Origin of the sequence: Chitinophaga pollutisoli, assembly GCF_038396755.1 — a bacterium.
Classification (GTDB): Bacteria; Bacteroidota; Bacteroidia; order Chitinophagales; family Chitinophagaceae; genus Chitinophaga; species Chitinophaga pollutisoli.
In genome coordinates this window covers 2,664,197-2,690,480 of sequence record NZ_CP149822.1, presented here as the reverse complement: position 1 = coordinate 2,690,480, position 26,284 = coordinate 2,664,197, and the positions used below count along the sequence as shown (strand labels likewise).

The 26,284-nt window shown below is 53.5% G+C and carries 24 protein-coding genes and 1 tRNA gene; 10 read left to right on the top strand and 15 right to left on the bottom strand.

Features of this window, described 5'->3' with window-relative positions; genetic code table 11:
• The first annotated feature begins 10 nt into the window (after positions 1 to 10).
• Entirely contained in the window at positions 11 to 505 is a 495-nt protein-coding gene (locus WJU16_RS10980; protein WP_341838355.1) for a thioredoxin family protein, read from the top strand.
• Here WJU16_RS10980 and WJU16_RS10975 read toward each other — a convergent pair.
• Together WJU16_RS10975 and WJU16_RS10970 are read right to left on the bottom strand one after the other, a co-directional pair.
• A complete protein-coding gene (locus WJU16_RS10975; RefSeq protein ID WP_341838354.1) occupies positions 493 to 978 on the bottom strand; it encodes a hypothetical protein in 486 nt (161 codons plus the stop codon). The genes WJU16_RS10980 and WJU16_RS10975 overlap by 13 nt on opposite strands.
• Positions 979 to 1,031: 53 nt before the next feature.
• Entirely contained in the window at positions 1,032 to 1,610 is a 579-nt protein-coding gene (locus WJU16_RS10970; protein WP_341838353.1) for a Crp/Fnr family transcriptional regulator, read from the bottom strand.
• A 98-nt stretch (positions 1,611 to 1,708) separates the two neighbouring features.
• On the opposite strand from WJU16_RS10970, the gene WJU16_RS10965 reads away from it, so the two are divergent.
• From WJU16_RS10965 to WJU16_RS10955, 3 genes are all read left to right on the top strand, one after another.
• Positions 1,709 to 2,914, top strand: coding sequence for a multiheme c-type cytochrome (locus WJU16_RS10965; protein WP_341838352.1), 1,206 nt, complete (start codon positions 1,709 to 1,711; stop codon positions 2,912 to 2,914).
• Positions 2,915 to 2,930: 16 nt separating this feature from the next.
• Positions 2,931 to 3,353, top strand: a complete 423-nt coding sequence (locus WJU16_RS10960; RefSeq protein WP_341838351.1) for a VOC family protein — start codon at positions 2,931 to 2,933, stop codon at positions 3,351 to 3,353.
• 205 nt (positions 3,354 to 3,558) lie between these two features.
• Positions 3,559 to 3,915 (top strand): hypothetical protein, encoded by a 357-nt coding sequence (locus tag WJU16_RS10955; RefSeq protein WP_341838350.1) that lies wholly within the window; start codon positions 3,559 to 3,561, stop codon positions 3,913 to 3,915.
• 1,249 nt (positions 3,916 to 5,164) lie between these two features.
• Here WJU16_RS10955 and WJU16_RS10950 read toward each other — a convergent pair.
• The 13 genes from WJU16_RS10950 to WJU16_RS10895 form a co-directional block, all read right to left on the bottom strand.
• Complete coding sequence (locus WJU16_RS10950; RefSeq protein WP_341838349.1) at positions 5,165 to 5,704, bottom strand: dihydrofolate reductase family protein; 540 nt, start codon at positions 5,702 to 5,704, stop codon at positions 5,165 to 5,167.
• A gap of 62 nt (positions 5,705 to 5,766) precedes the next feature.
• Positions 5,767 to 6,006 carry a helix-turn-helix transcriptional regulator gene (locus tag WJU16_RS26070; RefSeq protein WP_404980341.1) on the bottom strand — a complete coding sequence of 80 codons (240 nt, stop codon included), beginning with the start codon at positions 6,004 to 6,006 and terminating at the stop codon, positions 5,767 to 5,769.
• A 74-nt stretch (positions 6,007 to 6,080) separates the two neighbouring features.
• Positions 6,081 to 6,500: a DUF6597 domain-containing transcriptional factor gene (locus tag WJU16_RS10945; RefSeq protein ID WP_341838348.1), complete on the bottom strand. Its 420-nt coding sequence runs from the start codon at positions 6,498 to 6,500 to the stop codon at positions 6,081 to 6,083.
• A gap of 216 nt (positions 6,501 to 6,716) precedes the next feature.
• Positions 6,717 to 6,788 (bottom strand) — tRNA-Arg (locus WJU16_RS10940).
• A 64-nt stretch (positions 6,789 to 6,852) separates the two neighbouring features.
• Positions 6,853 to 8,634 (bottom strand): long-chain fatty acid--CoA ligase, encoded by a 1,782-nt coding sequence (locus tag WJU16_RS10935; protein WP_341838347.1) that lies wholly within the window; start codon positions 8,632 to 8,634, stop codon positions 6,853 to 6,855.
• 14 nt (positions 8,635 to 8,648) lie between these two features.
• Positions 8,649 to 8,936, bottom strand: a complete 288-nt coding sequence (locus WJU16_RS10930; RefSeq protein WP_341838346.1) for a 2TM domain-containing protein — start codon at positions 8,934 to 8,936, stop codon at positions 8,649 to 8,651.
• 79 nt (positions 8,937 to 9,015) lie between these two features.
• Entirely contained in the window at positions 9,016 to 9,678 is a 663-nt protein-coding gene (locus tag WJU16_RS10925; protein ID WP_341838345.1) for a YceI family protein, read from the bottom strand.
• A 17-nt stretch (positions 9,679 to 9,695) separates the two neighbouring features.
• Complete coding sequence (paaN, locus tag WJU16_RS10920) at positions 9,696 to 11,357, bottom strand: phenylacetic acid degradation protein PaaN (RefSeq protein ID WP_341838344.1); 1,662 nt, start codon at positions 11,355 to 11,357, stop codon at positions 9,696 to 9,698.
• 56 nt (positions 11,358 to 11,413) lie between these two features.
• Positions 11,414 to 12,487: a tetratricopeptide repeat protein gene (locus WJU16_RS10915; RefSeq protein WP_341838343.1), complete on the bottom strand. Its 1,074-nt coding sequence runs from the start codon at positions 12,485 to 12,487 to the stop codon at positions 11,414 to 11,416.
• Between the two features lie 81 nt (positions 12,488 to 12,568).
• Positions 12,569 to 13,804, bottom strand: a complete 1,236-nt coding sequence (locus WJU16_RS10910; protein ID WP_341838342.1) for a DUF1015 family protein — start codon at positions 13,802 to 13,804, stop codon at positions 12,569 to 12,571.
• 125 nt (positions 13,805 to 13,929) lie between these two features.
• The gene (gene serC, locus WJU16_RS10905; protein ID WP_341838341.1) at positions 13,930 to 15,036 is read right to left on the bottom strand and encodes a 3-phosphoserine/phosphohydroxythreonine transaminase; all 1,107 of its coding nucleotides are present in this window, start codon (positions 15,034 to 15,036) and stop codon (positions 13,930 to 13,932) included.
• A gap of 228 nt (positions 15,037 to 15,264) precedes the next feature.
• A complete protein-coding gene (locus WJU16_RS10900; protein WP_341838340.1) occupies positions 15,265 to 16,272 on the bottom strand; it encodes a zinc dependent phospholipase C family protein in 1,008 nt (335 codons plus the stop codon).
• Between the two features lie 58 nt (positions 16,273 to 16,330).
• Positions 16,331 to 16,990: a DUF502 domain-containing protein gene (locus tag WJU16_RS10895; RefSeq protein ID WP_341838339.1), complete on the bottom strand. Its 660-nt coding sequence runs from the start codon at positions 16,988 to 16,990 to the stop codon at positions 16,331 to 16,333.
• A gap of 188 nt (positions 16,991 to 17,178) precedes the next feature.
• Between WJU16_RS10895 and WJU16_RS10890 the strand changes: the two genes are divergently transcribed.
• From WJU16_RS10890 to WJU16_RS10865, 6 genes are all read left to right on the top strand, one after another.
• Positions 17,179 to 17,790 carry a TetR/AcrR family transcriptional regulator gene (locus tag WJU16_RS10890; RefSeq protein WP_298707723.1) on the top strand — a complete coding sequence of 204 codons (612 nt, stop codon included), beginning with the start codon at positions 17,179 to 17,181 and terminating at the stop codon, positions 17,788 to 17,790.
• Positions 17,791 to 17,804: 14 nt separating this feature from the next.
• Complete coding sequence (locus tag WJU16_RS10885) at positions 17,805 to 19,169, top strand: TolC family protein (RefSeq protein ID WP_341838338.1); 1,365 nt, start codon at positions 17,805 to 17,807, stop codon at positions 19,167 to 19,169.
• A 33-nt stretch (positions 19,170 to 19,202) separates the two neighbouring features.
• Positions 19,203 to 20,312, top strand: a complete 1,110-nt coding sequence (locus tag WJU16_RS10880; RefSeq protein ID WP_341838337.1) for an efflux RND transporter periplasmic adaptor subunit — start codon at positions 19,203 to 19,205, stop codon at positions 20,310 to 20,312.
• 26 nt (positions 20,313 to 20,338) lie between these two features.
• A complete protein-coding gene (locus WJU16_RS10875; protein ID WP_341838336.1) occupies positions 20,339 to 23,884 on the top strand; it encodes an efflux RND transporter permease subunit in 3,546 nt (1,181 codons plus the stop codon).
• 126 nt (positions 23,885 to 24,010) lie between these two features.
• Complete coding sequence (locus tag WJU16_RS10870; protein WP_341838335.1) at positions 24,011 to 25,111, top strand: SGNH/GDSL hydrolase family protein; 1,101 nt, start codon at positions 24,011 to 24,013, stop codon at positions 25,109 to 25,111.
• A 42-nt stretch (positions 25,112 to 25,153) separates the two neighbouring features.
• Positions 25,154 to 25,939 carry a TIGR00266 family protein gene (locus WJU16_RS10865; protein WP_404980329.1) on the top strand — a complete coding sequence of 262 codons (786 nt, stop codon included), beginning with the start codon at positions 25,154 to 25,156 and terminating at the stop codon, positions 25,937 to 25,939.
• Positions 25,940 to 26,284 lie beyond the last annotated feature (345 nt).

The window sequence follows — 26,284 nt, the reverse complement described above, 5'->3', positions numbered from 1 at the left end:
TGATTCGTATATGAAACAATTCTTACTGATTATGATGGCCGTTATCGCTTTTGGTGCGGCATCGGCGCAACATAAAAGCCTCGATAGTATTTACAATCCTTCGGCAGACGCGCGTGCGGATTTGAAAGCCGCGCTGCAAAAAGCTTCGCTGGAAAAAAAGCACGTGCTGTTGCAGGTCGGCGGCAACTGGTGCATTTGGTGCAAGCGGTTGTATAAATTCGTGAACGATCACCCCGAGCTCGCCCAGGCGCAGGAAAACAACTACGTCGTGTATCACCTCAATTACAGCAAGGAGAATAAGAACCTTGATATCCTCAAAGAGCTTGGCTTTCCGCAGCGCTTCGGCTTCCCGGTGCTTGTGATCCTCGATGCCAAAGGCAACCGCCTGCATACGCAGAACACGGGCATCCTCGAATCCGCCGATTCCTATGATGAGAAGAAGATCCTCGACATGCTGCGCCAGTGGGCGCCTTCCGCCTTAAATCCCGCCCTTTACACCAAGTGACCGGCGACCCGCGGCACCGTGGAAGGCCTGATGGCTGAAAAGTATACCCATCCGATAAATACGAGCTGCAAAGGCAGGCGAAACCAGAGGTACGCTGGTCCGTTTCCGTCGTAACTGGCCGTTTCCAGGTTTACGTGGTGCAGGGCCGCGTAGATATTGGCCGGTGTGATGCAGACGAAGAACGCGATGAGCCACCATCCCGTGCGCGCCGCAAATTTCGGAATGAGCAGTCCTGTCCCGGCTGCGATTTCCAGTATGCCGGTGAAATAAACGATGCCCATTTTAAATGGGATGGCATCCGGCAGCATCATCGCCATGCCTTTCGCAAATCCGAAATGGGCGCCACCCGTAACAAAGAGCATGGCGGCCATTCCAATGCGGGCGGCTTGTGCAAACCTGAATTCCTTGTGTTTCCATTTCAGCAGCAGCAGTGCGATCAGGGAAACGGCGAGTAATGTGATTTCGGGGACCATCTTTTTTTACTGCAAATTTCCAAACCTTACACGTTGAAATCAATGAACCCAGGTTAAGAAATGCCTGCAATGCGTTTGCGGATCCTGCTGAGCGCCTGCGGCGTGATGCCGATATAAGAGGCGATGTATTTGAGCGGGATTTCGCGAATGAGCTTGGGCTGATCCGTCAGCAGCTTGACGTACCGTTGTTCCGCCGTTTCGTGGAGAAGGGAGATCTCGCGGCGCAGCAGCGTGAGATAGAGGCCTTCCCCGGCATGCCGGCCAATGATATTACCCGCGGCGGTGTTTTGGTAAATATCCTGGAGATCGGTGTAAGACACGCGCAGCAGCACAGTGTCGGTCAACGTTTCAACGTGGTAGGTGGAAGGTTGGCGGGTGAGGAATGAATCGTAGGCGGATACGAAGTCTCCGGCAAAGGAGAAGCTGAATGTGACGTCGTTTTCTTCATCGCCGGGAATGAAGAAACGCACGAGCCCTTCCGCGATAAATGAAAGGTAATTTTCGGTTTGTCCGGCGCACAGGACGAGGGATTTCTTCGGGAAGGATTCAGGTATCAGCCGCGAGGAAAAGTAAAGCCAGTCCGCATCCGACAGCGGCGTGAATTGATGGAAGTATTGTCGGATCTGTTCCATGGGAGCTAAATTCCTTCAAAAGTAAGATTAACAACTGATTTTTAATTAAATTGGAAGAATGGGCATGGATAAGGAAGCCCGCTGTTAATTTCCCCGTTATGAATAAACGCCAGATTTTGTTTATGCTATGCATCGCTGTTGCGGTGGGGCTTTTGTCGCGGTGCTCCAACCGGAGTGCTGCCGCTGCTGACCCACGGGGCAATGCGTTTGCGGATGCGGCATCGTGTGCGCAATGCCACAAGGCAGTTTATGATAGTTATGCTTCCACGGCGCATGCGCATTCGTCCGCGGTGGCGGGAGGGGGTACGGTAAAGGGGAATTTTAATGCGCCGGGCAATGTGTTTCACTTTGCGGGCAGGGCGGATGTGGTGATGGAGAAGCAGGGGGAGGAATTATTTCAGAAGGTGATGGTGGATGGGAAAGAAGCGGCGCGGTACCCGTTTGACGTGGTGTTCGGCTCTGGGCGGAAGGCGCAGACTTTTTTATACTGGCGGAATGAACAATATTTCCAGTTGCCAATATCCTGGTTCGTGCCGGCGGATGGCTGGGCGAACAGTCCGGGTTTCCCGGCGGACCATCCTAAGTTCGACCGGGTGATTCCCAGCACCTGTTTCGGTTGTCATAGTTCGATGGTGAAGGTGCGGGAAGAAGTGAAAGGAGTAACCATCACCGAGAAGTTCGCGAAGCGTGAGATGATCGCGGGGATCGATTGCCAGCGGTGTCACGGTCCCGCAGCGGCGCACGTCGATTTTCATACGGAAAACCCTGCTGCAAAGGAGCCTCATCACATCACCCTGATGGATACGCTCAGCCGTATTCAGCGCCTGGATGCCTGCGCGCTTTGCCATTCCGGCCTGAAGCCTTTATACAAACCTGCTTTCACATTCAAGCCCGGGGATAAGCTGTCCGACTTCATCATCCCGACGGTTCCTTTTCCGCAGAAGCCCACCCAGCTGGACGTTCACGGTAACCAGATGCAGTTGCTGGCCGCCAGCCAGTGTTTCCTGCAAAGCAAAACGATGAATTGCTCATCCTGCCACAACCCCCACGTGACGGAGCGCACCAATATGCAGACGTTCTCGCAGCGCTGCATGACCTGCCACGAGCCTGAATCTCCGCAATTCTGCAAGCATACGGGCAAGCCATCGGCGGTCCTGCAACAGAATTGTATCGATTGTCACATGCCTGCATTGCCATCGGGTTCCATCACGCTGCTGGCCAACAGGAAGGAAAGCCCTACCCCGGATTCGGTGCGGACGCATTTGATTGCGGTGTATGAGGAATTGGTGAAGAAGATGGATTGATTAAATATCGAAAACAATGAAACCAGGTATTTCAGTTCTTACCATTTGCGTCAGCGACCTCGAGCGGTCGTTTAGGTTTTATCATGAAGGTTTGGGGTTGCCGTCGGCGGGGATGATAGGTCAGGAGTTCGAGCATGGCGCAGTGGCGTTTTTCGATCTGCAGGGAGGTTTGAAGCTGGCGATCTGGCCCAGGAAGAGTTTGTCGGAGGATTGCGGTTTGCCGGAGCAGGCGCCATCTTCCATGGAGTTCACGATCGGGCATAATGTTAACTCACGTGAGGAGGTGGATAAAGTGATACAGCAAGCGGAGGCCGCGGGCGCGAGGGTGGTTAAGCCGGCGCAGGAAACGTTCTGGGGTGGTTATTCCGGCTACTTCATGGATTTGGATGGGCACCTGTGGGAGGTGGTGTATAATCCGGGGTTGCTGCCGGGGGAGTGATATGCGAGGCGGTGATATAGCATATTTCGAAGACTTCTAACTTTGATTATGGTTCCATTAGAGATGCTTCAATAGCAAGGCCGTCAGCATTTGCGTATTCGCAACAAGCCGTGAAGGGGCATTAGAAATGGTGCAATGCCCCGCCAGATCGGGTCGCTCTGGCTTGAGTATATTCCATAACACAAAATCTGCAATCCTGAATTCTTTGATCACTTTTATCGGCAGGTTGGGCAATGTAATTGCCTACACCCGGAACGGCAGGCATTATCTGCGCACTTGTCCGAAGCGGGTCCGGCAGACGGCGGGTAGCCGTCGTGCCGCGCAATGGTTTGGTGCGGCGAGCCGCAAAGGAGCGCTTATCCGCAGCGCCGTCACTCCCGATCTCGACAACGATTGCGACGGCAGCCTGGTAAACCGGCTGAACAGTGCTATCGTGCATGCGGGGCAGAACAACCACTCCGGATTAACGGGTTTTCGCTTCAATCCCTGCACTGATAACGGGATGTTCTTTTCCCGGCCGCCCGGGTGCTTGTTGAGGTTACAGGCAAAGGCACGCTGGTGATAACCCTGCAGGTCAGGCTATTTGTGGGGGACAAGGTGCTGCTGAACCGGCGGTGTAAGGCTGCGGATATTGTGGCAGTCGAAGAACGTAGCGCCTAAAGTGCAGGTTGCCGTACAACATGCCCGCCCGTTATGCGTGGTTCCCTGTGCAATGGTGCCTGTTCTCGCAGATCAAGTTACCGTTCAGCGGGAGTAAGGTAGTGCCGTAACGGGTAGATTCTGTAGTGAGGATTTCATTTTCAAATTATTTCATAACCCCTAATTCTCCTGCGAGCTTGCCTCCGGGGGGATTTTTATGGGCTGTAGGCGCCCTTAACTCATTTTATTACACCCTGCCTGTTGTTTTGCAATCCCTCTTCATTTCCGCATTACATCCGCATCAAGTCCACCTTCCGTCCGGCTCCGCAGTCTTTGTCACGCAGCGTCAGGGTGGTTGTTATGTAGTGATTCGGCCCTCGAAAGGAGTTTTAACTTTATGAATCCACTTGATGTGATCGCTGTTTTCGACGATAGCCAGTCCATATTGAATAGATCGTTCTAACGGGTTCCTTCCGCGTTCACTTTAATATGCCTAAGCACCCTGCCATGAATCTCATGGATGATAAAATTGCTCCAGGGCCTCCAGTATGTTGCAGGTCGTATGTTGTGATAATACCAGGTAGTACCTTCCAGTAGGGTACGTCCGTTGGGGACGTGCGGTCAATTTGAATTGCCCGCATTTGGAGATGAAGTAATCATGCAAATGCGGAGCGTCGAGATCCCAGAAGCTGATTTCCTTCATGGGGGCAGGTTGCGCCAGCACATCGGACTTCAGCAAACGTGGCGCGTCCCAGACCGTGATGGGTTCAACAAACTTCCCGTGTTGAAATTGCAATATCGGATGGCGCCGACACCCGAGCCCTGAATGTTCGCATTACCGGATACGCGATGCCTGCTTTAATTATATATTCTGTGGGTGCCTGCAACGCCGGAAACTCCACCACATTTTTCCAGACTGTCTCCGGTGTGGCATTGATTTCGATCGAAGTAACCACTGCAGTCAATTCGGGCTGGATATCCTTTTCTGCAAATGAAACGAAAGTTGGTCGGCATACCGCCAGCTGCCTGATATTTTTACCCGACTGTTCATCAAATCGGAACTATTGCAACTTAGGCAAGCGGCCTTAGTCTGCCTTTTATTGCTGCCTTTTAGTTCTTTAGCGGTGTGTAAACTTCTTAAAAAGTTAATGCCTTTAATTTTATTATGGTTTTTACTTTTTTCGTTTGTAATGCAATTGTGTCAATCCTGTTTCATACGTTTTGACTTCTACAAAGTCAAGTGTTTGTTCTGGTCTGCTGTCTTTAAAAAGTCTGGTTCCATTACCCAATAAAACGGGGATTATCGAAATGATAAAATTGTCTATCAAATCGTACTTCAATAATTCATTTATTACTTCCGCTCCTCCGTCACAATATATATTTTTACCTTTTTCGGATTTCAGCCGTCTAACTAATTCAAGCAAGCTCCCTGTATAAAAAGTTGTTCTACCTGCTTGTGGTCTTTCCGTTCTTGTAATGACATAAACATCCCGTTTTCCATTGTCGTAATGAGATAAACCGACGTTTTTAAGTACGTAATCGTAGGTTTTTCTACCAACAATCAATACGTCAATTGTATCTGTAAATTCTTCATAACCATAGTCTTCTCCTGCTTTTTCAACGAGTTTCAAGAACGAAAGGTCGTCATTAGGTTTTGCAATATAACCGTCCAGGCTCATTGCAATGAAAAGTGATATTTCTCGCATTTTCATAAAAAAGTTTCGGCAAAGTTAGCTTTAGACAAAGTTTGTATTTTTGGAAAAATGCGACAATTTTAGAATTGTGATGGCGATAGTCCTGTGTTTCGTCTGATTTCATTGGTAAGATGCGAATGGTCATAGTAGCCACATTCAAAAGCAATATCAATTAAACTCCGATTTTCATCTGAATTTTTAATTGTGGCCAAAGCATTTTGAAAGCGAATAATATTTGAATATTCCTTTGGGGATAGTCCAATGAACTTTTTAAAATTGCGCTCTAACTGTCTTACGGTCGTGAAATGGCGTTTTGCCAACTCTTGAATGTTTATCTGTCCGTTTGTAGCATGTATATCGTTAATTACGGATTGCAATGGAATATTCTTTGCTTTCAATCTGTCGAAAAAAATTGGTTAAGATAGTCAAACGGGCTGTCAAAGATTTTATCGATATTGAATGAATTGGATTTTTCAAACTCAATTGTATCGTTTGTCAATTCATTTTGCGAGGCATAAGCATAAAAATTTGCAAAAGTTGCAGGTTTTAAACATACTCCCAATAGATGCGTATCATCATTGATAAAGCTGTCTTTAAATGAATTCATCGCACCCACCACATAAGTTTTCCCGAAATCCAAAGAAAATGAACCGTTGTCGGTCACGCAGGTATTTCCTAAATTTATTAATACGCCTGCGCAACCGTCCGGAAAAACTCGTTCCCACTGTCTTTCAACTTTATTTCCTTTTAATTCCCAATAGAAATGGATGAATGGATTTAAGTCATTGTGAGGCTTTTTCTTTATGTATTCCATTATATTTTGACGGTTCTACATGAATGCTAATGTGTGCTAGACATAGTAAATTTCCAGCGTATTTCCTGCCGATCAATGTGTTCCAGACGTTACGCGGACAACAGGTACCGAACCTCCCGTATGTACACAATTGTAAACTATATATTTCAAATAATAAATGGATCACCCAAAACAAAAACAGGAGAAGTGATTGTTTTAATCATTTCTCCTGTGTAGTAGCCCGGACAAGAATCGAACTTGTATCTAAAGTTTAGGAAACTTCTATTCTATCCATTGAACTACCGGGCCAGCCTGGCTTTTCAGCCAGCGGGAGGGCAAAAATAAACGATTTTGGCAAATTTCCTTAAAAAAATCAGGCGTAGAGCCGTTCTATTGAATCCCGGTACTTTTCCTGGATGACGCGGCGCTTCAGTTTCAGGGTGGGTGTCATCTCGCCGCCGTCGATCGTCCATTCGCGGGGCATCAGCTCAAATTTCTTGATCTGCTCTATGTGATTGAAATACTGGTTGTAACGGTTCACGGCCTCCCGGTACAGGGCCTTCACCTTCGGGTCTTTCAGTCCCGTTTCATTGGAAGGGTAATCCACCCCTTGGTCTCTCGCCCATGCGCGCAAATTTTCAAAATTGGGGACAATCAATGCGCTGGTGTACTTCCTGTCGGCCCCCACCACCATGATCTGCTCTATGAAGGGTGATTCCCGGAACTTGTTCTCAATGGGTTGCGGCGCCACGAATTTGCCGCCCGAGGTCTTGAATAACTCCTTTTTGCGGTCGGTGATCTTCAGGTATTTTTGGAACAGCATCACGCCGATGTCGCCTGTGTGGAACCATCCGTCCCGGAATGCCTCTGCGGTGAGGTCGGGCCGTTTGTAATAGCCGGATGTTACGCTCGGCCCCCGGACGAGGATTTCCCCATCATCCGCCAGCTTCACTTCCACGTTGGCAATCACCGGCCCCACGGTCCCGAACATCCTGTCGCGTGGCGCTTTGCCGTTAACGCTGATCACGGGCGAGGTTTCCGTTAACCCATACCCTTCCAGCACCGGGAGCCCCGCGGCGGTGAAGAGCTTCAGTAACCGGATCTGGCAGGCGGCCGCGCCAGTCACGATACAGCGGATCTTCCCGCCCAGCGCTTCGCGCCATTTATTAAAAACAAGCCGGTTGGCCAGCGTCAGCTCCAGCCGGTACCAGGGCGATAGCGGTTTGTTAATCTCGTATTGTGAACCCACCCGCAATGCCCAAAAGAAGATCGCCCGCTGGAAACCGGAGAGCGCGTGCCCCCGCGCCATTATTTTCTCGAACAGCTTTTCCAAAACCCGCGGCACGGTAGTGAAAATACCCGGCTGCACCTCGCGGAGATTATCTGCGATGGTTTCCAGGCTTTCGGCGTAGTAAACGGATACCCCCGCCGTGAAATACACATACGTCACCATCCGCTCGAAAATATGGTTGAGCGGCAGAAAGCTCAGCGCCCGGCTGTGCTCATCCACCGGTAATATCGGCAGACAGCCCTCTACGTTGCTCATGATGTTGCCATGCGTGAGCATCACGCCCTTGGGCGTGCCCGTAGTACCGGATGTGTAAATAATCGTGGCCAGCGTATCGGGGGTAATGGTGCCGCGGACGTCGGTGAGCCGTGTTTCCGATGCGGGCGTGGCAGCGGCTGGAACGTCCATCCAGTGGCGGACGCCCGGGATGCGGTCGAAGGAGAATATTTCGGAAAGAAGGGGAACTTCGTGGCGGAGGACCTTCACCTTATCATACATCTCCGCATCGTCCACAAACAGGAGCCGCGCGCCGGAATCATTGAGGATGAATGTGAGCTCCGCCGCGCTGATGGTGGGATAGATAGGAACAAGCACGGCGCCCGCCTGCTGGCAGGCCAGATCGGTAAAAATCCACTCCGGCCGGTTGGCGCTGATGATGGCGATCTTGTGTTGCTCCTCCAGACCCGGCGGCTCGCCGCCAACGCCCATCTCCAGGAATCCCGCGGCAAACCGCGCCGTAAGCGCAGCTACCTCAGCCGTAGCGTATGTTTTCCATACGCCTTCCTCCCGCGCGGCCAGCATGTCTGGCTTGGGAAAATGTTCCAGCTGGTGCGCAAGCACATCGAAAAGGCGAATGGGTTGGTGCATGATGGAATTTTAGATCAGAGACCGCGCTGCTGCTTCTCCTGCTGCAGTTTGTCGTACTCACGCATCGTGTCGCGGAAAGGATCGGATTCAAATGCAAAGTAGTAATTGAATGCCAGGGCAAGACCCCAGCCCAACATCGGCCAGACAGGCCACGGCGTATCGTTCCCCTTGTCGGAAGTCAGGTACCAGATGGCCCATAGGAACCCGTTGACAATAAGGTATGCCGATAAATGGGTGCGGAAGGCTGCGCGGGCTTTGGCGATGCGCCAGAGACGATTGTCCCGTTGTTGCTGATTTTCCATAGAGAAAACTTTTGAGGTACTTCCAATTTACCGAAAAATCCGCGTAATAGAAAGGCCCGGAATTCACCGGGCCTTCTTATCATCGGGTAATCAATTCAAACTGAATGTTGACGACGGAATTAATCAACTTGTCCTGCAACGACTTATCGGCCCGGTAGGTCATGCCCCATTGCGTGCGGTCAATGTTGAAATTGGCCGCGGCCCTCACTTTCCCGTTCTCCATCACAATTTTGGCGGGGAAAGTGATGTTCTTCGTAGCGTTTTTCATAGTCAGATTGCCCCGGATCATGTGGGTCGCGTCTTTCAGCAATACCGAATTGTCCGTAGCCGCGGGATGATAGGGCGTCACTTCCGTTACTTCGAACTTCGCCGTGGGATATTGCCCCGCGTCGAAGAAGTTGCCGCCTTTAAGCTCGTCTTCCAGCTGCCGTTTCATATCCGGCTGGGCATGGAGGTCTAGGTTGCGGAGGCTGGTGATGTTGATGGTAAAATTGCCGCCGGTAACGGTACTGTCATTCACGAATATCTCCCCGCCCTGAAACTGGAAAGATCCTTTATGCTCGCCGGTAGGTTTGGTGCCGATCCAAATCAGCGTGCAGGCGGCCGTGTCGAGCCGGAGCGTATGCCCGTCAGAGGGTGTCATAACCGCCTGTGGCTCCGAAACGGCGGCTTTGTCCGCTTTCGGCGCCTGCTGGCAGGCCGCGGCGGCAAGGGGCAGGAGTAGCCATATCCGTGATGTCATCCGCATATTTTTTGGTTTTAAGATACGTAGGTTCTGTTCCCCACCCATACGAAACGCTTGTCCACGAACTCGGGTGTCGTGAAGCTGGCGTTGCCGGCCGGGTTGCCGCCGGTAACATGGAAATCGGAAAACGCGGCGTGCTGGTTCACCCAGATGAATCCCGTAAAATTGAAAGACACCGGCGTGAAAACGCTGTTCATGGCGTCGGCGATCTTGTCCATCACCGATTCGTCGGTCGCATATGCGCCGCAGGTGATGGCGCCGTGGCTGGAAGCCATTTGCCGGGCCAGGCGGATGGAGTCGTCGGTGTTTTTGGTTTTAACGAGCAGCACCACCGGCCCGAAAAGTTCCTGCTGGAAAATGTGGGAATCTTCCGCCGAAACTACCACTACCACCGGGCTCCACGTCCGCGCCCCGGCGAATTCCTCGCTGGTCACGGGTGCGCCTTCAAGCAATATTTTTCCACCCAGCTGTTTCGCCTCACGGGCGCGTTGCAGGGTGGTTTCGTTTTGTACGGCGCCAAGGGTCCCCGCGCCCATTTTCGGGTTGTTGACGAGCGCGGTAATGGCGTCCGTGAACTTTTGGGCGACTTCGTCGAACGAAAGCATGCCACCGGGTGTTTTAACGCCGGTTTCGGGGATGAAGAAATTCTGTGGTGCGGTACACATCTGCCCGCTGTACAGGCTCACGGAAAACGCCAGGTTCTGCATCACGGCATCGATGTCCTGCACGGAATCAATTATTACGGAGTTGACGCCGGACTTTTCAGTGAAAACGGTTTTCCCCTGCGAGGCGAGCGATTCCACGTAATTGCCAAAGGCGCTGCCGCCGGTATAGTCGATCAGGTGAACGTCCGGGTGTTCGCAAAGAGCTTTGGTGATGGGCTGCCGGGTGGAGTCCGCCGCCAGCTGGCAGGTGTAGGGATCCTGACCATTTTCTTCCAGTACCTGCTGGATAACAGCCACCACGATGGCGATGGGCAGCACGGCTTTGGCATGCGGTTTCACGATCACGGGGTTCCCCGTGATGAGGTCCGCATAAATCCCCGGCAGCGAATTCCAGACAGGGAAAGTGGAGCACCCGATCACGAGGCCTAAACCTTTGGGTACGGGCCGGAAAGATTTTTGCAGCTTCACGCTGATTTTGCCCATCGGCTTTTCCCAGGTTTGCGCGCCGGGGAAATGCTGGAGCTGCTGGTAACCCATCGCAATGGCTTCAAGGGCGCGGTCGTTCGCATGCGGACCGCTCGCCTGGAAGCTCATCATGAAGCTCTGGCCGGTGGTATGCATGGTGGCATGCGCGATCTCGAAGAAATGGTGTTGGATTTTTTCCAGGGTTTCGGTGAGGATGCCGGCGCGGTCGGCGACCGACAGCTGCGCCCAGCGCTGGCCGGCTCTTTTGCCCGCCTTAACGAGTTCTTCCGTGGAAATGACAGGGTACGAAATGCCGAGGGGCTCCAGGGTGTAGGGGGAAACTTCTTCCCCATACCAGTTTTCCACCACTTTTTGTTTCAAACGGGGAAAGGGCTGGTTGAGCAGGCTCTTGTAAGCGACTTCTCCCTGCGCGGGAGCAGCTTCGCCATAAGCCTTCGGGTGTTCGGGGTACTGCGAATAAAAGGTTCTTTCGTGGTTGGCCTTTACCGCGTTGTCGATGATGTTTTGGTGTTTTGCGATCAGCATAGCGCTATGGTTTAGATATGAGTTGTACACAGAGGTTGCTGACGGCACCGGTCGCCTTACTTGATCGAGGCGATCTTTCCGGTGTTGTAAAACTCGTCGTCCCGGAGTTTCAACGGATGGTTGCGCTGCCAGGCCGTGAACTCGTCGTAGGCCGTTTTGTTCAGCGCCGTCCAGGATTTGTATTCGGCCTGGTTGGCGGCGGGGCCAAAGAGCCATACGTTGTAAGCTTCAAACATACCGTCTCTCAGGAGCTTCCGCTGGAAATCGAACAGGGCGTAAGGATATTTCACGCCGTAGAATTTATACCAGTCGAGCACAAACCGCGTCCGCAACATTATGAGCGATTCCGGCTCGATGCCCGTGGCGATCACGCTCACCTGCTTGGCCATCACGCCTTTGAAAGCGTCGATGAAAGGGTTGGCCGCGTCGCCTTTTTTGCCTTTGGTGGTTTGACCGGGCACGCTGTTGAAAATGGCCGGGTCATCGAACAGTTTCTTATAACTTTCCAGGACCACATCGCGGATCTCGGCGGTGCGGGTGGTATAGCTTTCGAGGTTGATGAAGGTTTCGCCGTAGAGGATGGCCCAGATGGGTTCATGCGTCCACATATAACTGCGGGCGGCATGGTAATAGTTGCCCGGGAAATTCGGGTCTACTTCAATCCCTTTCACCCAATAACGCAGGGCGGCGTCGAAATTCTTCATGTTCTGCAGGAGGTCGCCGTAGTCGCAATGCAGCTCGCCGCTTTGCGGGAACTTGCGGAGCCCACGTTGGTAAACCTTCTCTGCTCCCTTCCAGTCCTGCTTGCCCTGGTAAATGTTGCCGGCGATCTGGAACAGGTGAACGTCGGCGTCTTTCTTGTCAATGAGCGGCGAAACCACGGTGTAAGCGCGGTTGTAATCACCTTTGAGATAATAGGCAAAGGCCAGGTCTTTCTTCAGCTGGATGTCGTCAGGAGCGGAGGTGATGGCCTGGTTGAGCACCAGGATCGCATTCGCATAATCCCCCGAACGCAGGAAGTTCCGCGCCGTCTGTTGCAGCTCGGCATTATCCTGGGCAAGTGCCCACTGGAAGGAAAGTACGCCCGTCAGCACCAGTGTCCATTTTTTTGCAGCCTTTTGCCATTCCATTGTTCTCTTCGTTTTCTGTAAATGTAAGAAAAAACCGTTGACCCCGGCTCAAAGCGGGGCCAACGGCGGATTTGTAGGAATTCAGATCGTATGGGTCAGCAGCCCGTCGCGCAGTTTGGGCTCAAACCAGGTCGACTTCGGAGGCATTACGTTGCCACTGTCCGCAATATCGAAAAGTTGCTGGATTGTAACGGGATAAAGGGCGAAGGCTACGGCCATCTCGCCGCTGTCCACGCGTTTCACCAGTTCTCCCAGTCCGCGGATCCCGCCCACGAAATCGATGCGCTTGTCGGTCCGGGGATCCTGGATGCCCAGGTGCTTGTCCAGCACGTTGTTCTGGAGGATGGTCACGTCCAGGATGCCGATGGGATCGGTGGTGTAGGTACCTTCGCGGGCTACCAGGCGGTACCAGGTATGGTCGAGGTACATGGAAAATTCATGGAGCATAGAGGGCTTCTGCTCGTGATGGCCGATGGCTTCCACGATGAAGTCGTATTCCAGGCGGGAAATGAAATCCGCCTTGCTGTGGCCGTTCAGGTCTTTCACGACGCGGTTGTAGTCGAGAATGGCAAGCTGGCTGGCCGGGAAGATGGTGGTGAGGAAGAAGTTGATGGGCTTATCGGCGGTTACGTCTTCCCCGCTGGCTTTCTGTACCAGGGCGGCGGAAGCGGCGCGGTGATGCCCGTCGGCGATGTAGGTGGCGGGCACCTGGGTGGCGAAGCGATGCGTGATTTCCTCCACGGCGGCGGCTTCGGCCACTACCCAGATGGTGTGGGAAATGCCGTCGTTGGCCACGAAGTCGTACACCGGCGCGTTATGCTCCTGCCAGTGGGAGATGAGGGAGTTGAGCTCGGGCACGTCGTTGTAGGCGAGGAACACATTACCGGTTTGCGCTTTGGTGGCGGTGATGTGGTTGATGCGGTCCTGTTCCTTTTCCGGACGGGTGAACTCGTGTTTCTTGATAATGCCCTTATTGTAGTCGTCGATGCTGGAGGCGCAAACGAGCCCTGTCTGGGAGCGGCCGTCCATGACGAGTTTGTAGATGTAGTAAGCGGGGGAAGCTTCGGCGAAAAGGGTCCCTTCGGCCAGCAGTCGCTGCAGGTTTTCTGCGGCTTTGGCATACACGGGGGCGGAATGGATGTCCGTCCCTTCCGGCAGATCGATCTCCGATTTGCTGACGTGGTAGAAAGAATACGGGTTGCCGGCGGCTTCTTCGGCGGCTTCTTTCGAATTGAGCACATCGTAGGGCCTGGCGGCTACCTCTTTGGCCAGCGCGGGTTGCGGACGCAGCGCCCGGAACGGTTTGATAATTGCCATGATTGTATGTTTACTGTTAGAAGGGGTAAAAATAAGAAAACAGGGTAGGAATTAAAAAAGACCGCCGCTTTATCTGCGACGGTCTTCGTATTTAAATATTTTCAATACTTCGGTAAGGGAGAAAATTATGCTTTCTTCAGGGAGAAGAACTTCATGGCTTCCACCATCACTTCCACGCTTTCGAGCGGGAGGGCGTTGTACAAGGAAGCGCGGAAGCCGCCGGACAACCGGTGCCCTTTGATCCCTACGATATCTTCTTTCTTGCAGAATTTGAGGAATTCCTCTTCCAGCTCGGGCTTGTCGATGGTGAAGGTGACGTTCATTTTGCTGCGGTCTTCCTTCGCTACGTTCCCGCGGAACAGCGGGTTGTGGTCGATTTCATCGTACAGCAGCGCCGCTTTTTTGTTATTGATCTGCTCGATGGCGGCCACACCGCCCTGGCCTTTGAGCCAGCGGAGCGTGAGCATGGTGATGTATACGGCGAAAACGGGCGGCGTGTTGAGCATGGAGCCGTTTTCGATATGATTTTTATAGTTCAGGATGGAAGGGATCTGGCGGGAAACCTTTCCGAGCATGCTCTTGCGAACGGCCACCATGGTGGCTCCTGCAGCGCCCATATTCTTCTGCACCCCGGCATAGATCAGCGCGAAGCGGTTGAAGTCCATCTCGCGGCTGAGGATATCGCTGCTCATATCGGCCACGATGGGCACCTCCGTTTCGGGAATGGAATTCCATTGCGTCCCGTAAATGGTGTTGTTGGTGGTGATATGCAGGTATTTGGATTGGGTAGCGATCGTGTATTGTTTGGGAATATGATTGTAGTTCGCCTCTTTGGAGCTGGCGGACACGTCTACAAAACCGAAGAGTTTCGCTTCCTTGATGGCTTTGTTGGACCATACGCCCGTGTCGATGTAAGACGCCGTTTCGCCGCTGTCCAGCAGGTTCATGGGCACCTGCATGAATTGCATGGTGGCCCCGCCCTGCAGGAAGAGCACTTCGAAATCATCGTCGAGCTGCATGAGCTCGCGGGTAAGGTTGCGGGCCTCCTCCATTACTGCCATAAAAGGTTCCGTTCTGTGCCCGATCTCCAGGATGGACATTCCTGATCCTTCAAAATCGATCAGCGCCTTGCTGGCTTTGTACAGCACCTCGTTGGGCAATACAGAAGGACCTGCATTAAAGTTGTGCACCTTCATGTTGCGGTCTAAATTGTATACGTTTTCTTGTTCCACTTTATATGGTTTTTCGAAGGAAAAGGTAAAAAATCTCGGTAAATGAACCGGAAGATTGGCTAGTGTAGGAGTGGTTAAAAATATCAGATGGAGAACCAAAGATAATCTTTCTTTTCAGAAAATGTATGCGCTTCCTTCAAATATTTTAACTGTCCCGCACGGGGCGGAGCTTCCGTCAGGAGCGGCTTTCGTTGCGATAACCAGATGGTTTCCAGCGGGCTGCGGGCTTCAGTGTTCCCGGCCCATGATCCTCCCGGCGGCGGCTATGCTGTCCACCCTCCGGTCTTCTTCCATTTCGAGCTCCGGGAAGGTAAGCGCCGCCAGGTGCGCCAAAGGCGGCTGTCCCGCATCGGCCCAGGCCGTATACCAGCATGCCGCCACCGCGGCAATCGCCCCACGCATCCTGCGTTCCACCATATTGCCCATACGGTCCTGGTACGCTCCGGCATATGCCTTACTGTACTGCCGCACCAGCTTCCCGTTGCGCAGCTCCCAGGCATAACGCCTGTCTGCCGGGAACTCCCGTGCCAGCTGCTTTTCCGTGGCCAGCACCACCCAGGATGCCTCGGCGCTTTCGAGCACCGTTTTCCAGAAAAAGGCCCTGCAATCCGGGAGGTACGCCGCCCGCCCCGTCCAGTAATCATACCGGTCGTCGGCGAAAAGCTCGGGAATGCGCGACTCCCACAGCCCATGGATGCCATGCTGCCCCGTTTGCTGCCCGTTGTGGTTGGAGCTGGCGTGCAACGGCACATAGGCGTCTCCTATATAATGCCCCAGCTCCGCCGCCGTGCGCAGCGCCTGCAAACCGTTGCCCAGCCGGAAAGCTTCCGTGAGCCGGTATTGCATGCGCTCGAGGTGCCAGGGCAGCACGCCGTGCTTTGCCAGCGTATCCGCTCCGTACCGCGCCACCGCCTCCCGCCAGCCGCGTGGTAAGTCCGCAAAAGGCGGAGTCCCGTACCGGTCGAGGTCGATATAATGCCTGGGCCCCTCGTCCGCCACCAGGTATCGCCGCTTATCGGGCGTGGTGGCGTGTTTTACAAGGTAGGAAAGGTGCGGTTTGAAGAAGACCAGCATCTCCGGCGGCAACGAAAACACGGCCAGCCGGTTGATCCGCTCATGGCCGAAGAACCCCAGCCCCGCGCGCTCCCGGAAACCAGGCAGCCCGCCAGCAACATCGAAATGAAAATCCTGGAATACATCGTCGGTTTTTGTTTCCTGCAATGTAATCCGCTCCATTATGTAAAGAACTTTTTTACGGTGAGACTTTCTCGCTCCCGGTGAGAATATCTCCGGTTTAGCGAGATTCGCCCGATTCTGATGGTGCAATTGGCGCGGAAGGCAGTTCCGTGATGGTCGTCACACCCCCGGAAACCGCGAACTTCATCGCCTCGCCGGCAGATACGTTCGTCAATGGCCGCACCTTCTCGCGCTTCACCATGAACACCTTGCCCGTTATCGCATAGGCGTGCGGCACATACACCGCCAGGTAACCTTCCAGCCCCAGGGCCCGCACATCTTCCTGCGTGATAAATCCCATCTCCCACACATCCACCCCGTACACATTCACCAGCACCGGATGGTCGAACTTCTTCTTCTCCCCCACAAACGCATCAAACACATCCTTCACCGACGAATAGATATACTTAATAAATGGCGTCCGCTCCAGGATATGGTCGAACATATCAATCAACCTTCCAATAATAAAAGAAGAACTCAAATACCCCACAAATACTATGATTATCAATACGATGGCGAATCCTACCCCCTTGTAGCGGAGGAAGTTCATGGGGTGGTCCTCCGGGATCAGGTCCCGCGGCAACAGGTTATCGATGGTAATAAATCCCCAGTACAGCGTAAATGCCGTGATGCCGATCGGCGCCAGGATCAGCAAACCCTGGAAAAAATAGCGCAGCAGGCGCGACAACAGCACCCGGAATTTCAGCTTTGGAGACATGTTTCTGGTTTGAAAGGGCAAAGTTACGCCATTCCCACCGCTTACCATCCCCCATAAAGCCGCTAAATCCTTTGATAAAACGCGTTCGTCATATTATGCGCAAATAATTAGATGGAAACTTTGGCGGTTTAAATAGTTTCCATAGTTTTGTCCGTGTAAATTATTTCGCCCCCTATTATCGAAAATCAATGGAAGTTCAAGAACGAATCCTGGACACGGCGTTCAACATGTTCCGGCAATACGGCACCCGTTCCATCACCATGGACGATATCGCCAACCGCATGGGCATCTCCAAAAAAACGCTGTACGCCCACTTCGCCGACAAGAGCGACCTGGTGCTCAACGTTATGAGCCGCCACCTCGCCCTCATCGAAGAGCAGTGCATCGCCAGCCGGAACGACAGCGCCGACGCCATCGGGGAATTGTTCCTGGTCATTAAGATGCTGGAAGACAAATTCCGGAACATGAACCCGGTTGTGATGATGGACCTCCAGAAATTCCATTCCAAAGCGTTCCAGCTGTTCGAACAGCATAAGAACGTTTTTATGGTCAGCACCATCCGCGAAAACCTGGAAAGGGGCATCCGGGAAGGATTGTACCGGCCCGACCTCGATGTGGAGATTCTAAGTGCTTTCCGCGCCGCTTCCTCGCTGTTTTGCTTCCAGCCGGAATTATTCCCCATGAATGGTTATGATATGACGAAGGTGCAACGCGTGCTGCTGGAACATTTCCTTTATGGCGTAGCCACCCTGAAAGGGTACAAGCAGATCGAACAGTACAAAACAAAAGATAACCAGTAATAAATCAATGATCTATGCACTTTAAATGGAAACTCGTTGCTCTCGCGGGCACGATGTTGCATGCCCTCACCTGCGCCCACGCACAGCAGCAACCGGCCGTTTCGTCGGAACCGCTGCGGTTTTCCGCGCAGGACGCCATATCTTATGCGCTTACCCATCAGTACGACATCCGTAATGCAAAGCTGGACGAGCTGAACCAGCTGGCCGTGAACCGCGAAGTGAGCGGCCTGGCCCTCCCGCAGGTCAGCGCAACCGGACTGTTCCAGCACAACCCCATCATCCAGAAACAACTGGTCGACATCAGCAACTTCGACCCCAGCGCCCCCAAAGGCACAACGGTCCCCATTGCATTCGGACTGGCCTACAATGCCCTGGGGCAGGTGGATGTGAACCAGACGCTCTTCGATCCCAGCGTGCTCGTTGCGCTCCAGGCCCGTAAAACCCTGGAAGACCTCGCCCGCAAAGGCGTGGAAAGGTCCGAAGTGGAAATTAAAGCCGCGGTGTATAAAGCCTATTTCAACGTACTGGCCGCCGATAAGGCGCTCGGCATCCTCGATTCCAACCGCGTGCGCCTGAACACCATGCTTGCCGAAACCCGCGAGATATATAAAAACGGCCTCGTCGAGAAACTCGACGTCGACCGCCTGGTGGTACAGGTAAACAACCTCGAATCACAGCTCACCCGTCTGAAACAAGTGCGCGAAACCGGGATCGCAGCCCTCAAGTTCCAGATCGGCATGCCCGTCAAGCAACCCCTGATTTTAACCGATACGCTGGGGAATAACGCCCTGAAAGCGGATATCCAGGAGCAGGACGCATTTACCTATCAGAACCGTATCGAATACCAGCTCCTCGAAACCCAACGTCAGGCGTTGGAATACGATCTGAAAAGGTACCGCCTCCAGGGATTGCCTTCGCTCTACCTCTTCGGGCAGGGCGGCGCCTCCCGCGCAACGGGCAAATTTGACTACTTCTCTTCCCAAAGCTGGTACGGTTACGTTTCCTACGGCCTCAACCTGAAAGTGCCCATCTTCACCGGCTTCCAGCGCCTCCGGAAAGTAGACCAGGCCCTGATCAAGGTGAGACAGGCCGACATTGACATGGAACAACTCCGCGGAGCGATAGACCTGGAACAAGTCAATTCCGCCACCACGCTCCGCAACAACATTTCCACCCTGGAAAATGAGGAAGAGAATATCGGGCTGGCTGAAGAAGTATGGAAAACGACCATGATCAAATACCGCGAAGGCGTGGGGTCCAGCGTAGAAGTCATCAATGCGGAAACCGCCCTCCTCATGGCCCAGAACAACTACTTCACCGCGCTGTTCAACGTGATCGTTGCCCGCGTAGATTATCTCAAAGCATACGGAAAACTGTAACCTTCAACCTTTTCAGCTATAAATTACCTTCCAATGAATAAAAGATATTTCGTTCTTCCGCTGATCTCCCTGATGATTGCCTGCGGCGGCGGAGAAGAAAAGAAAGCCGATAAACTCGCCCGTCTCAAACAGGAGAAATCCAAACTGGACGCCGAAATCAAAACCCTGGAGAAAGAACTGAAAGCCGGTGATTCCACCGCCGTAAAGACGAAGAATGTGACTATCGCCGACGTGCAAACCAGCACCTTCGAACACTTTATCGACCTGCAAGGTAACGTAGACGCCCGCGAAAACGTGGACGTGTCCGCCCAGTCGCCCGGCATCATCAAAGCCATCCTGGTGCGCGAAGGCCAGGCTGTCAGCAAAGGCCAGACGCTCGCGCAGGTCGACGACCAGGTGATGCGCGCCAACCTCGCCCAGCTGCAAACACAGCTCGACCTGGCCACCGCGCTTTTCAACAAGCAAGCAAATCTCTGGAACCAGAAAATCGGTTCCGAAGTGCAATACCTGACCGCTAAATCCCAGAAAGAAACGCTGGAAAAAAACATCGCGGCCATGAAAGAGCAGATCAACCTCACCCGCATCATTTCCCCGATCAACGGCACGGTAGACGCAGTGATCGCCAAGATCGGCGGCGCCGCTTCGCCCGGGACGCCGGCCTTCCGCGTGGTAAACAGCAAGGACCTCCGCGTGGTGGCCAACGTGGCCGAATCGTTTGCCGGGAAAGTATCGACCGGAGACGAAGTGGAAGTAACACTTCCGGATATCCAGAAAACATTCCGCACCAAAATCGGTTTTGCCTCCCGCGTAATCGATCCCCTCAGCCGAACGATCCGCGTGGAAATCCCGGTTACCGGCGATAAAGACCTGCATCCCAATATGATCGCGCTGCTCCGCATCGTGGATTACCGCGCCAAAGACGTTGTGGTGATCCCCGTGAACGTGATCCAGTATTCCCTGGGCAAACCTTATGTGATGACGGTGAAAGGCGCCGGCGACAAACTGCAGGCCGTACGCTCCCACATCGAACTGGGCCGTACCTATAACGATAAAGCCGAAGTCAAATCCGGCCTCAATCCCGGCGAAAGGATCATCACCACCGGCTTCCAGGGCCTGAACGACAACGACTTTATCAAGCTGTAACCGGCCAATCTTTAAAAAATTAACCGATGAAGGACTTAGAAAAAGAATTCCGGCCGACCAGTTGGGCGATCGACAATAAGGTGAGCATTTATGTGGTCACCCTGATCATCGCCATTGCCGGTATCATCACTTATCAGAATCTTCCCAAGGAGCAGTTTCCCGAGGTAGTTTTCCCGCAATATTATATTTCCACCATCAACGCCGGCACATCGCCGGAAGATATGGAAACCCTCGTGACCAAGCCCATCGAGAAAAAACTGAAATCCATCTCGGGCGTGCGGAAGATCACGAGCACCTCCATCCAGGACTTCTCCGCCATCATCATCGAATTCAAACCCGAAGAAGACCTGCTCGAAGCGGGGATCCAGGTGAGGGAAAAAGTGGATGCGGCCAAGAAGGACCTTCCCAACAACCTTACCGAAGATCCCATGATCACCAAAATGGAGATCTCGGAAGTGCCCATCATGAACGTGAACATGTCCGGCGACTTCGATCTGCAAACCCTGAAAAAGTATGCCGACGAAATGCAGGACCGCATTGAAAGCCTGACCGAGATTACCCGTGTAGACATCGTGGGCGCCCTGGAGCGTGAAATCCAGATCAACCTCGATAAATACAAAATGGACGCGGCCAAAATCAGTTTCGATGACGTGATGATGGCCGTGGCAAATGAAAACAGGACCATCTCCGGTGGTCTCGTGCGTGTCGACGGTATGAAGCGTTCCCTCGCGGTGAAAGGGGAATATAAAGATCCCAACCTGATCCGCGACATCGTGGTGCGCGGCGCTTCCGGCGCGGTGGTATACCTCCGCGATATCGCCGAAGTGGTGGACTCGCATAAGGAACAGGAAAGTTATGCCCGCCTCGACGGCAAGTCGGTAGTTACCCTTAACGTCATCAAGCGCAGCGGCGAAAACCTCATCAACGCCTCCGATAAAATCATGGCGTTGGTGGAAGATGCGAAAGCGAACCTCCTGCCCAAGGGCCTCGAAGTGACCATTACGGCCGACCAGAGCGATGCCACCCGCATCACCCTGCACGACCTCATCAATACCATCATCATCGGCTTCATCCTCGTAACCGTGGTGCTGATGTTCTTTATGGGCGCCGTGAACGCCTTGTTCGTGGCCGCTTCCGTGCCCATCTCCATGTTCATCGCATTCCTTTTCATGCCGGCCCTGGGCTTCACCCTCAACATGATGGTGCTGTTCTCCTTCCTGCTGGCGTTGGGGATCGTGGTGGATGATGCCATCGTGGTGATCGAGAACGTGCACCGGATTTTCTACGAACGGAAAGACCTGGGCATCGTCAAAGCCGCCAAGATCGCGGCGGGCGAGGTGTTTTTGCCGGTATTCTCCGGAACGATGACCGTACTCGCACCGTTCTTCCCGCTGCTGTTCTGGCCCGGGATCATCGGTAAATTCATGTACTTCCTGCCGATGACGCTGATCGTGACCCTGCTGGCGTCGCTGTTCGTGGCGTATATCATCAACCCCGTGTTCGCGGTGGACTTCATGGATCGTCACGAAGGCGAAGATCATCCCAAACCGACCTGGAACCGCAAGTATACCATCCTGACCATCGTGTTCGCCGTGGCGGCGCTGATCGGTTACGGCGGAAGCATGGGCGCGGGGAACCTGGTCGTGTTCATATGGCTGCTCATCACCATCGAGCGATTCTGGCTCGGCGGTGTGGCGCGGAAATTCCAATCCAACATCTGGCCGCGCGTGCAAAACCGTTACCGCAGCATCCTGGAGTGGTTCCTGGTGGGCTGGAGACCGGTATGGGCGCTCGTAGGCACCTTCGGCCTCCTCGTGTTCAGCATTGTGATCACCGGTATCCGCAGCCCGAAAGTCGTATTCTTCCCGACCGCCGATCCCAACTTCATCTACGCATATCTCGAACTGCCGAACGGTACCGACCAGGTAACGACGGATTCGATCACCAATATCATCGAGCAGCGCATCACGAAAGTGGTGGGCAAGAATAACCCGCTCGTGAAATCCATCATCTCCAACGTGGCCATCGGCGCAACCGATCCCTCGCAAATGGACCAGGGCAACTATCCCCACAAAGGCAAGGTGACCGTCGCTTTCGTGGAGTTCTCCAAACGTAACGGCCAATCCACCCTCGAATACCTCGATAAAGTGCGCGAAGCCGTGAAAGGCATTCCCGGCGCGGATATTACCGTGGAACAGGAACAGGGCGGCCCTCCCACGGGCAAACCCATCAACATCGAAATCTCCGGCGATGAATTCGAACAGCTGGCGATGACTTCCGAGAAATTGAAACGTTACCTCGACAGCCTGCAGATCGGTGGCGTGGAAGAGCTGAAAAGCGATTTCCAGAGCAACAAGCCCGAGATCGTCGTGAATATCGACCGGGAGCGCGCCAACCGGGAAGGCATTTCCACCGGTCAGATCGGTACGGCATTGCGCATCGCGCTCGCCGGCGTGGAAGCCTCCAAATTCCGCGATCCGGACGATGAATATGATATTACCGTTCGCCTGAAGGAAGACCAGCGCAACAATATCAATACGCTCATGAACCTGAACCTGACCTACCGGGATATGAACATGGGCGGCCAGATCCGCCAGGTGCCCCTGAGCGCGGTGGCTGATATCCGTTACAGCAATACCTACGCAGGTATCAAGCATAAAGACGAAAAACGGGTGGTAACGTTGTATTCCAACGTACTGACAGGTTACAACGCGAACGAAGTGGTGGCCGAAATCACCAGCGCCGTTTCAGACTTCAATCCGCCCGACGGCATCACCGTGAAAATGACAGGTGAACAGGAAGACCAGGCCGAAACGATGAACTTCCTCCTGCTGGCCATGGTAGGAGCGGTTGGCCTCATCTTCCTCATCATGGTAACGCAGTTTAACTCCGTTGGCCGCGCCCTCGTCATTTTCCTGGAGATCCTCTTCTCCATTATCGGCGTGTTCCTTGGCTTCGCCATCTTCGGGATGGACATCTCCATCGTAATGACCGGCGTGGGTATCATGGCCCTCGCGGGGATCGTGGCCAGGAACGGTATCGTACTCGTGGAATTCACCGACTTGCTGGTGCAGCAGAACGTGCCGTACAACGAAGCCGTGGTGGAAGGCGGCCGCACCCGTATGACGCCGGTAATCCTCACCGCTATCGCAGCCATCCTCGGCCTCGTTCCGCTGGCGGTGGGCCTGAATATCGACTTCTGGAAACTGTTCGACGAATTCAATCCGCACCTGTTCTTCGGTGGCGACAACGTGGCCTTCTGGGGCCCGCTCGCCTGGACGATGGTGTTCGGCCTGATCTTCGCCACCTTCCTGACGCTGATCCTGGTGCCCGTGATGTATGCGATGAACAAGCGCTGCATCGACGTGCTCGACCTTTACAACCTCCCCCGCGGACTGAAATATGTTCCCTTCCTCGTGCTCATCCTCAAACTGTTCATGAAAAAGGACACCGTGAGAAAACTGCACGACCCGAACTATGTTTCACCGCGCCCATATCATTTCTTCAACCACCCCGAAGACGCGCCGCATGACGAACACGCGAAGCATCCGGACAGGGTGTCGATGAATTAAGAAACTGTTTTTATCAGAGCAAACAGTGTAACAGTTGTAGGTTAACTAGTACCGTCCCGATTCTTCGGGACGGTTTTTTTTATGCCCGGAGCTTCCACTCCTGCGCGCTTCTTCTTATTTTTCGAAATGATGAAAAACTGGATACTTACCCTGCTGATGGCAGGAAGCAGCTGGACCGTGGCCTTAGGCCAGGACAATGCCCGTTATACCGACGCGCGCCAATTCCAGATCGTAGGCAAAGGCCTGCCCACCAGCCCCGTTTACCAGCGGCTGGATTCCACGCAGGACCGGGCGCTGACGCCTGCGGTGAAGAATCTTTCGAAGCATAGCTCAGGCATCGCGGTGCTTTTTGAGACGAACAGTACGTATATCAGTGCGAAATGGACCCTCCGCAGGGGGCTCTATCACGCCAACATTCCGCCGATCTGCCATAGCGGGCTGGATCTCTACGCCTGGAACAACGGCAAATGGCAATGGGTAGGCGTCGGCCGCCCCGGCGATAAAGACACGGTGAACGCCAATACGCTGATCAGCAATATGGACGGGCAGCTGCGGCAATACATGCTGTATCTCCCCACCTACAACGAAATCACCTCTTTACAGATCGGCGTGGCGCCGGAAGCGGAACTTAGAAGAACGGCCAGTCCGAAGATCGATACCACGCACCGCATGGTGATTTATGGCTCCAGCATATTGCAGGGCGCTTCGGCCAGCAGAGCGGGGATGTCGTACTCCTCCATCCTCCAGCGGCGGACAGGCTGGGATGTGGTGAACCTGGGCTTTAGCGGGAATGGCAAGATGGAATTCCCGGTGGCGGAGCTGCTCGCGGAAATGCCCGCATCTTTATTTGTGTTGGATTGCATTCCGAATCCTACGGTAGAGGAAGTGAAAGCCCGGGCATACCCGTTTATCAAGCATTTGCTGGACAAGCGGCCGGAGGTGCCGGTGCTGCTCGTGGAAACGGTGAAGCGGGAGAACGGATATTTCGACCAGAAGATCGGGCAGGTGACGGTGGATAAGAACCGGGCTATCAGGGAAGCATATACGAAATTGAAAACGGAAGGGTATAAACAGCTGTATTATTTGTCTGCCGATAACCTCATCGGGCAGGACCATGAGGCTACGATCGACGGGGTGCACCTGACGGACCTGGGCTTTATGCGGCAGGTGGAAGCGATGCTGCCGCAGTTGCTGAAGCTGATGAAAAAATCCAAAGCGATAAGGTAAAATGCATGTAATTTTGGGCAAGACAAAAAACGCCAACAACCTATGCTGAACAGTCACGAGATAGACTATAAAATACACGGGGAGGAGATGCAGATCGTGGAGATCGAGCTGGACCCCAACGAGAGCGCCGTTGCCGAGGCCGGCAGTTTTATGATGATGGACCAGGCAATCAAGATGGAAACCCTTTTCGGGGATGGCTCCGGCGGAAAGCAGGGCATCTTCGGGAAGATCATGTCTGCCGGCAAGCGGCTGATTACGGGGGAGAGCCTGTTTATTACCTGTTTCACGAATGTGGGGCATGGCAAGCAGCGGGTGAGTTTTGCCTCGCCATATCCCGGGAAGATTATCCCGATGGATTTGCGGTTACTGGGCGGCAAGATCATTTGCCAGAAAGACGCGTTTCTTTGTGCGGCGCGCGGGGTGAATGTCGGGATAGAGTTTCAGCGGAAGTTGGGAACGGGGATCTTCGGCGGTGAGGGTTTCATTATGCAGAAGCTGGAGGGCGATGGCCTGGCGTTCGTGCATGCGGGCGGATATGTGATCGAGAAGGAGCTGGCGCCGGGCGAAGTGTTGAAAGTGGATACCGGATGCGTGGTGGCTTACACCCAGCAGGTGGATTTCGACATTGAGTTTGTACGCGGGGTGAAGAACATGGTATTTGGGGGTGAAGGGCTCTTTTTTGCGGTGATGCGCGGGCCGGGGAAAGTGTGGCTGCAGAGCCTGCCGATCAGCCGCCTGGCGAGCAGGGTACTGGCTTACGGTACCGGGGCGCGGAAGGAAGAAGGCGGGATCCTGGGCGGAATCGGCAACTTGCTCGATGGTGATTGATAATCAATGTTTTGATATGGGCGTCTGCTGGCATGGGGGCAACCCGGGGTGGGCAGGCGCCAACTTAATTGCGCATTTCGATGCGAAAATCCTTCCGTTTATACCATTTTTGCAAAAAATTAACGATTGGATTGGTAGTATTGTGCTAATATTGCCCGGAGGCTTGACCGGATACACCGGATTTTTTTGTATATTACATGGGAACAGCGCTTGGCACTGTGTGGGTGCCAAAATCAGTGAATGTTCACTGGCGCGGTGAAAACAATTTATCCTGGTGCTATGAATAAGATTTGAAAAACTTACTCAAACAAATGATTCAGGTGTATCTCAAGGCAAAAATATTTT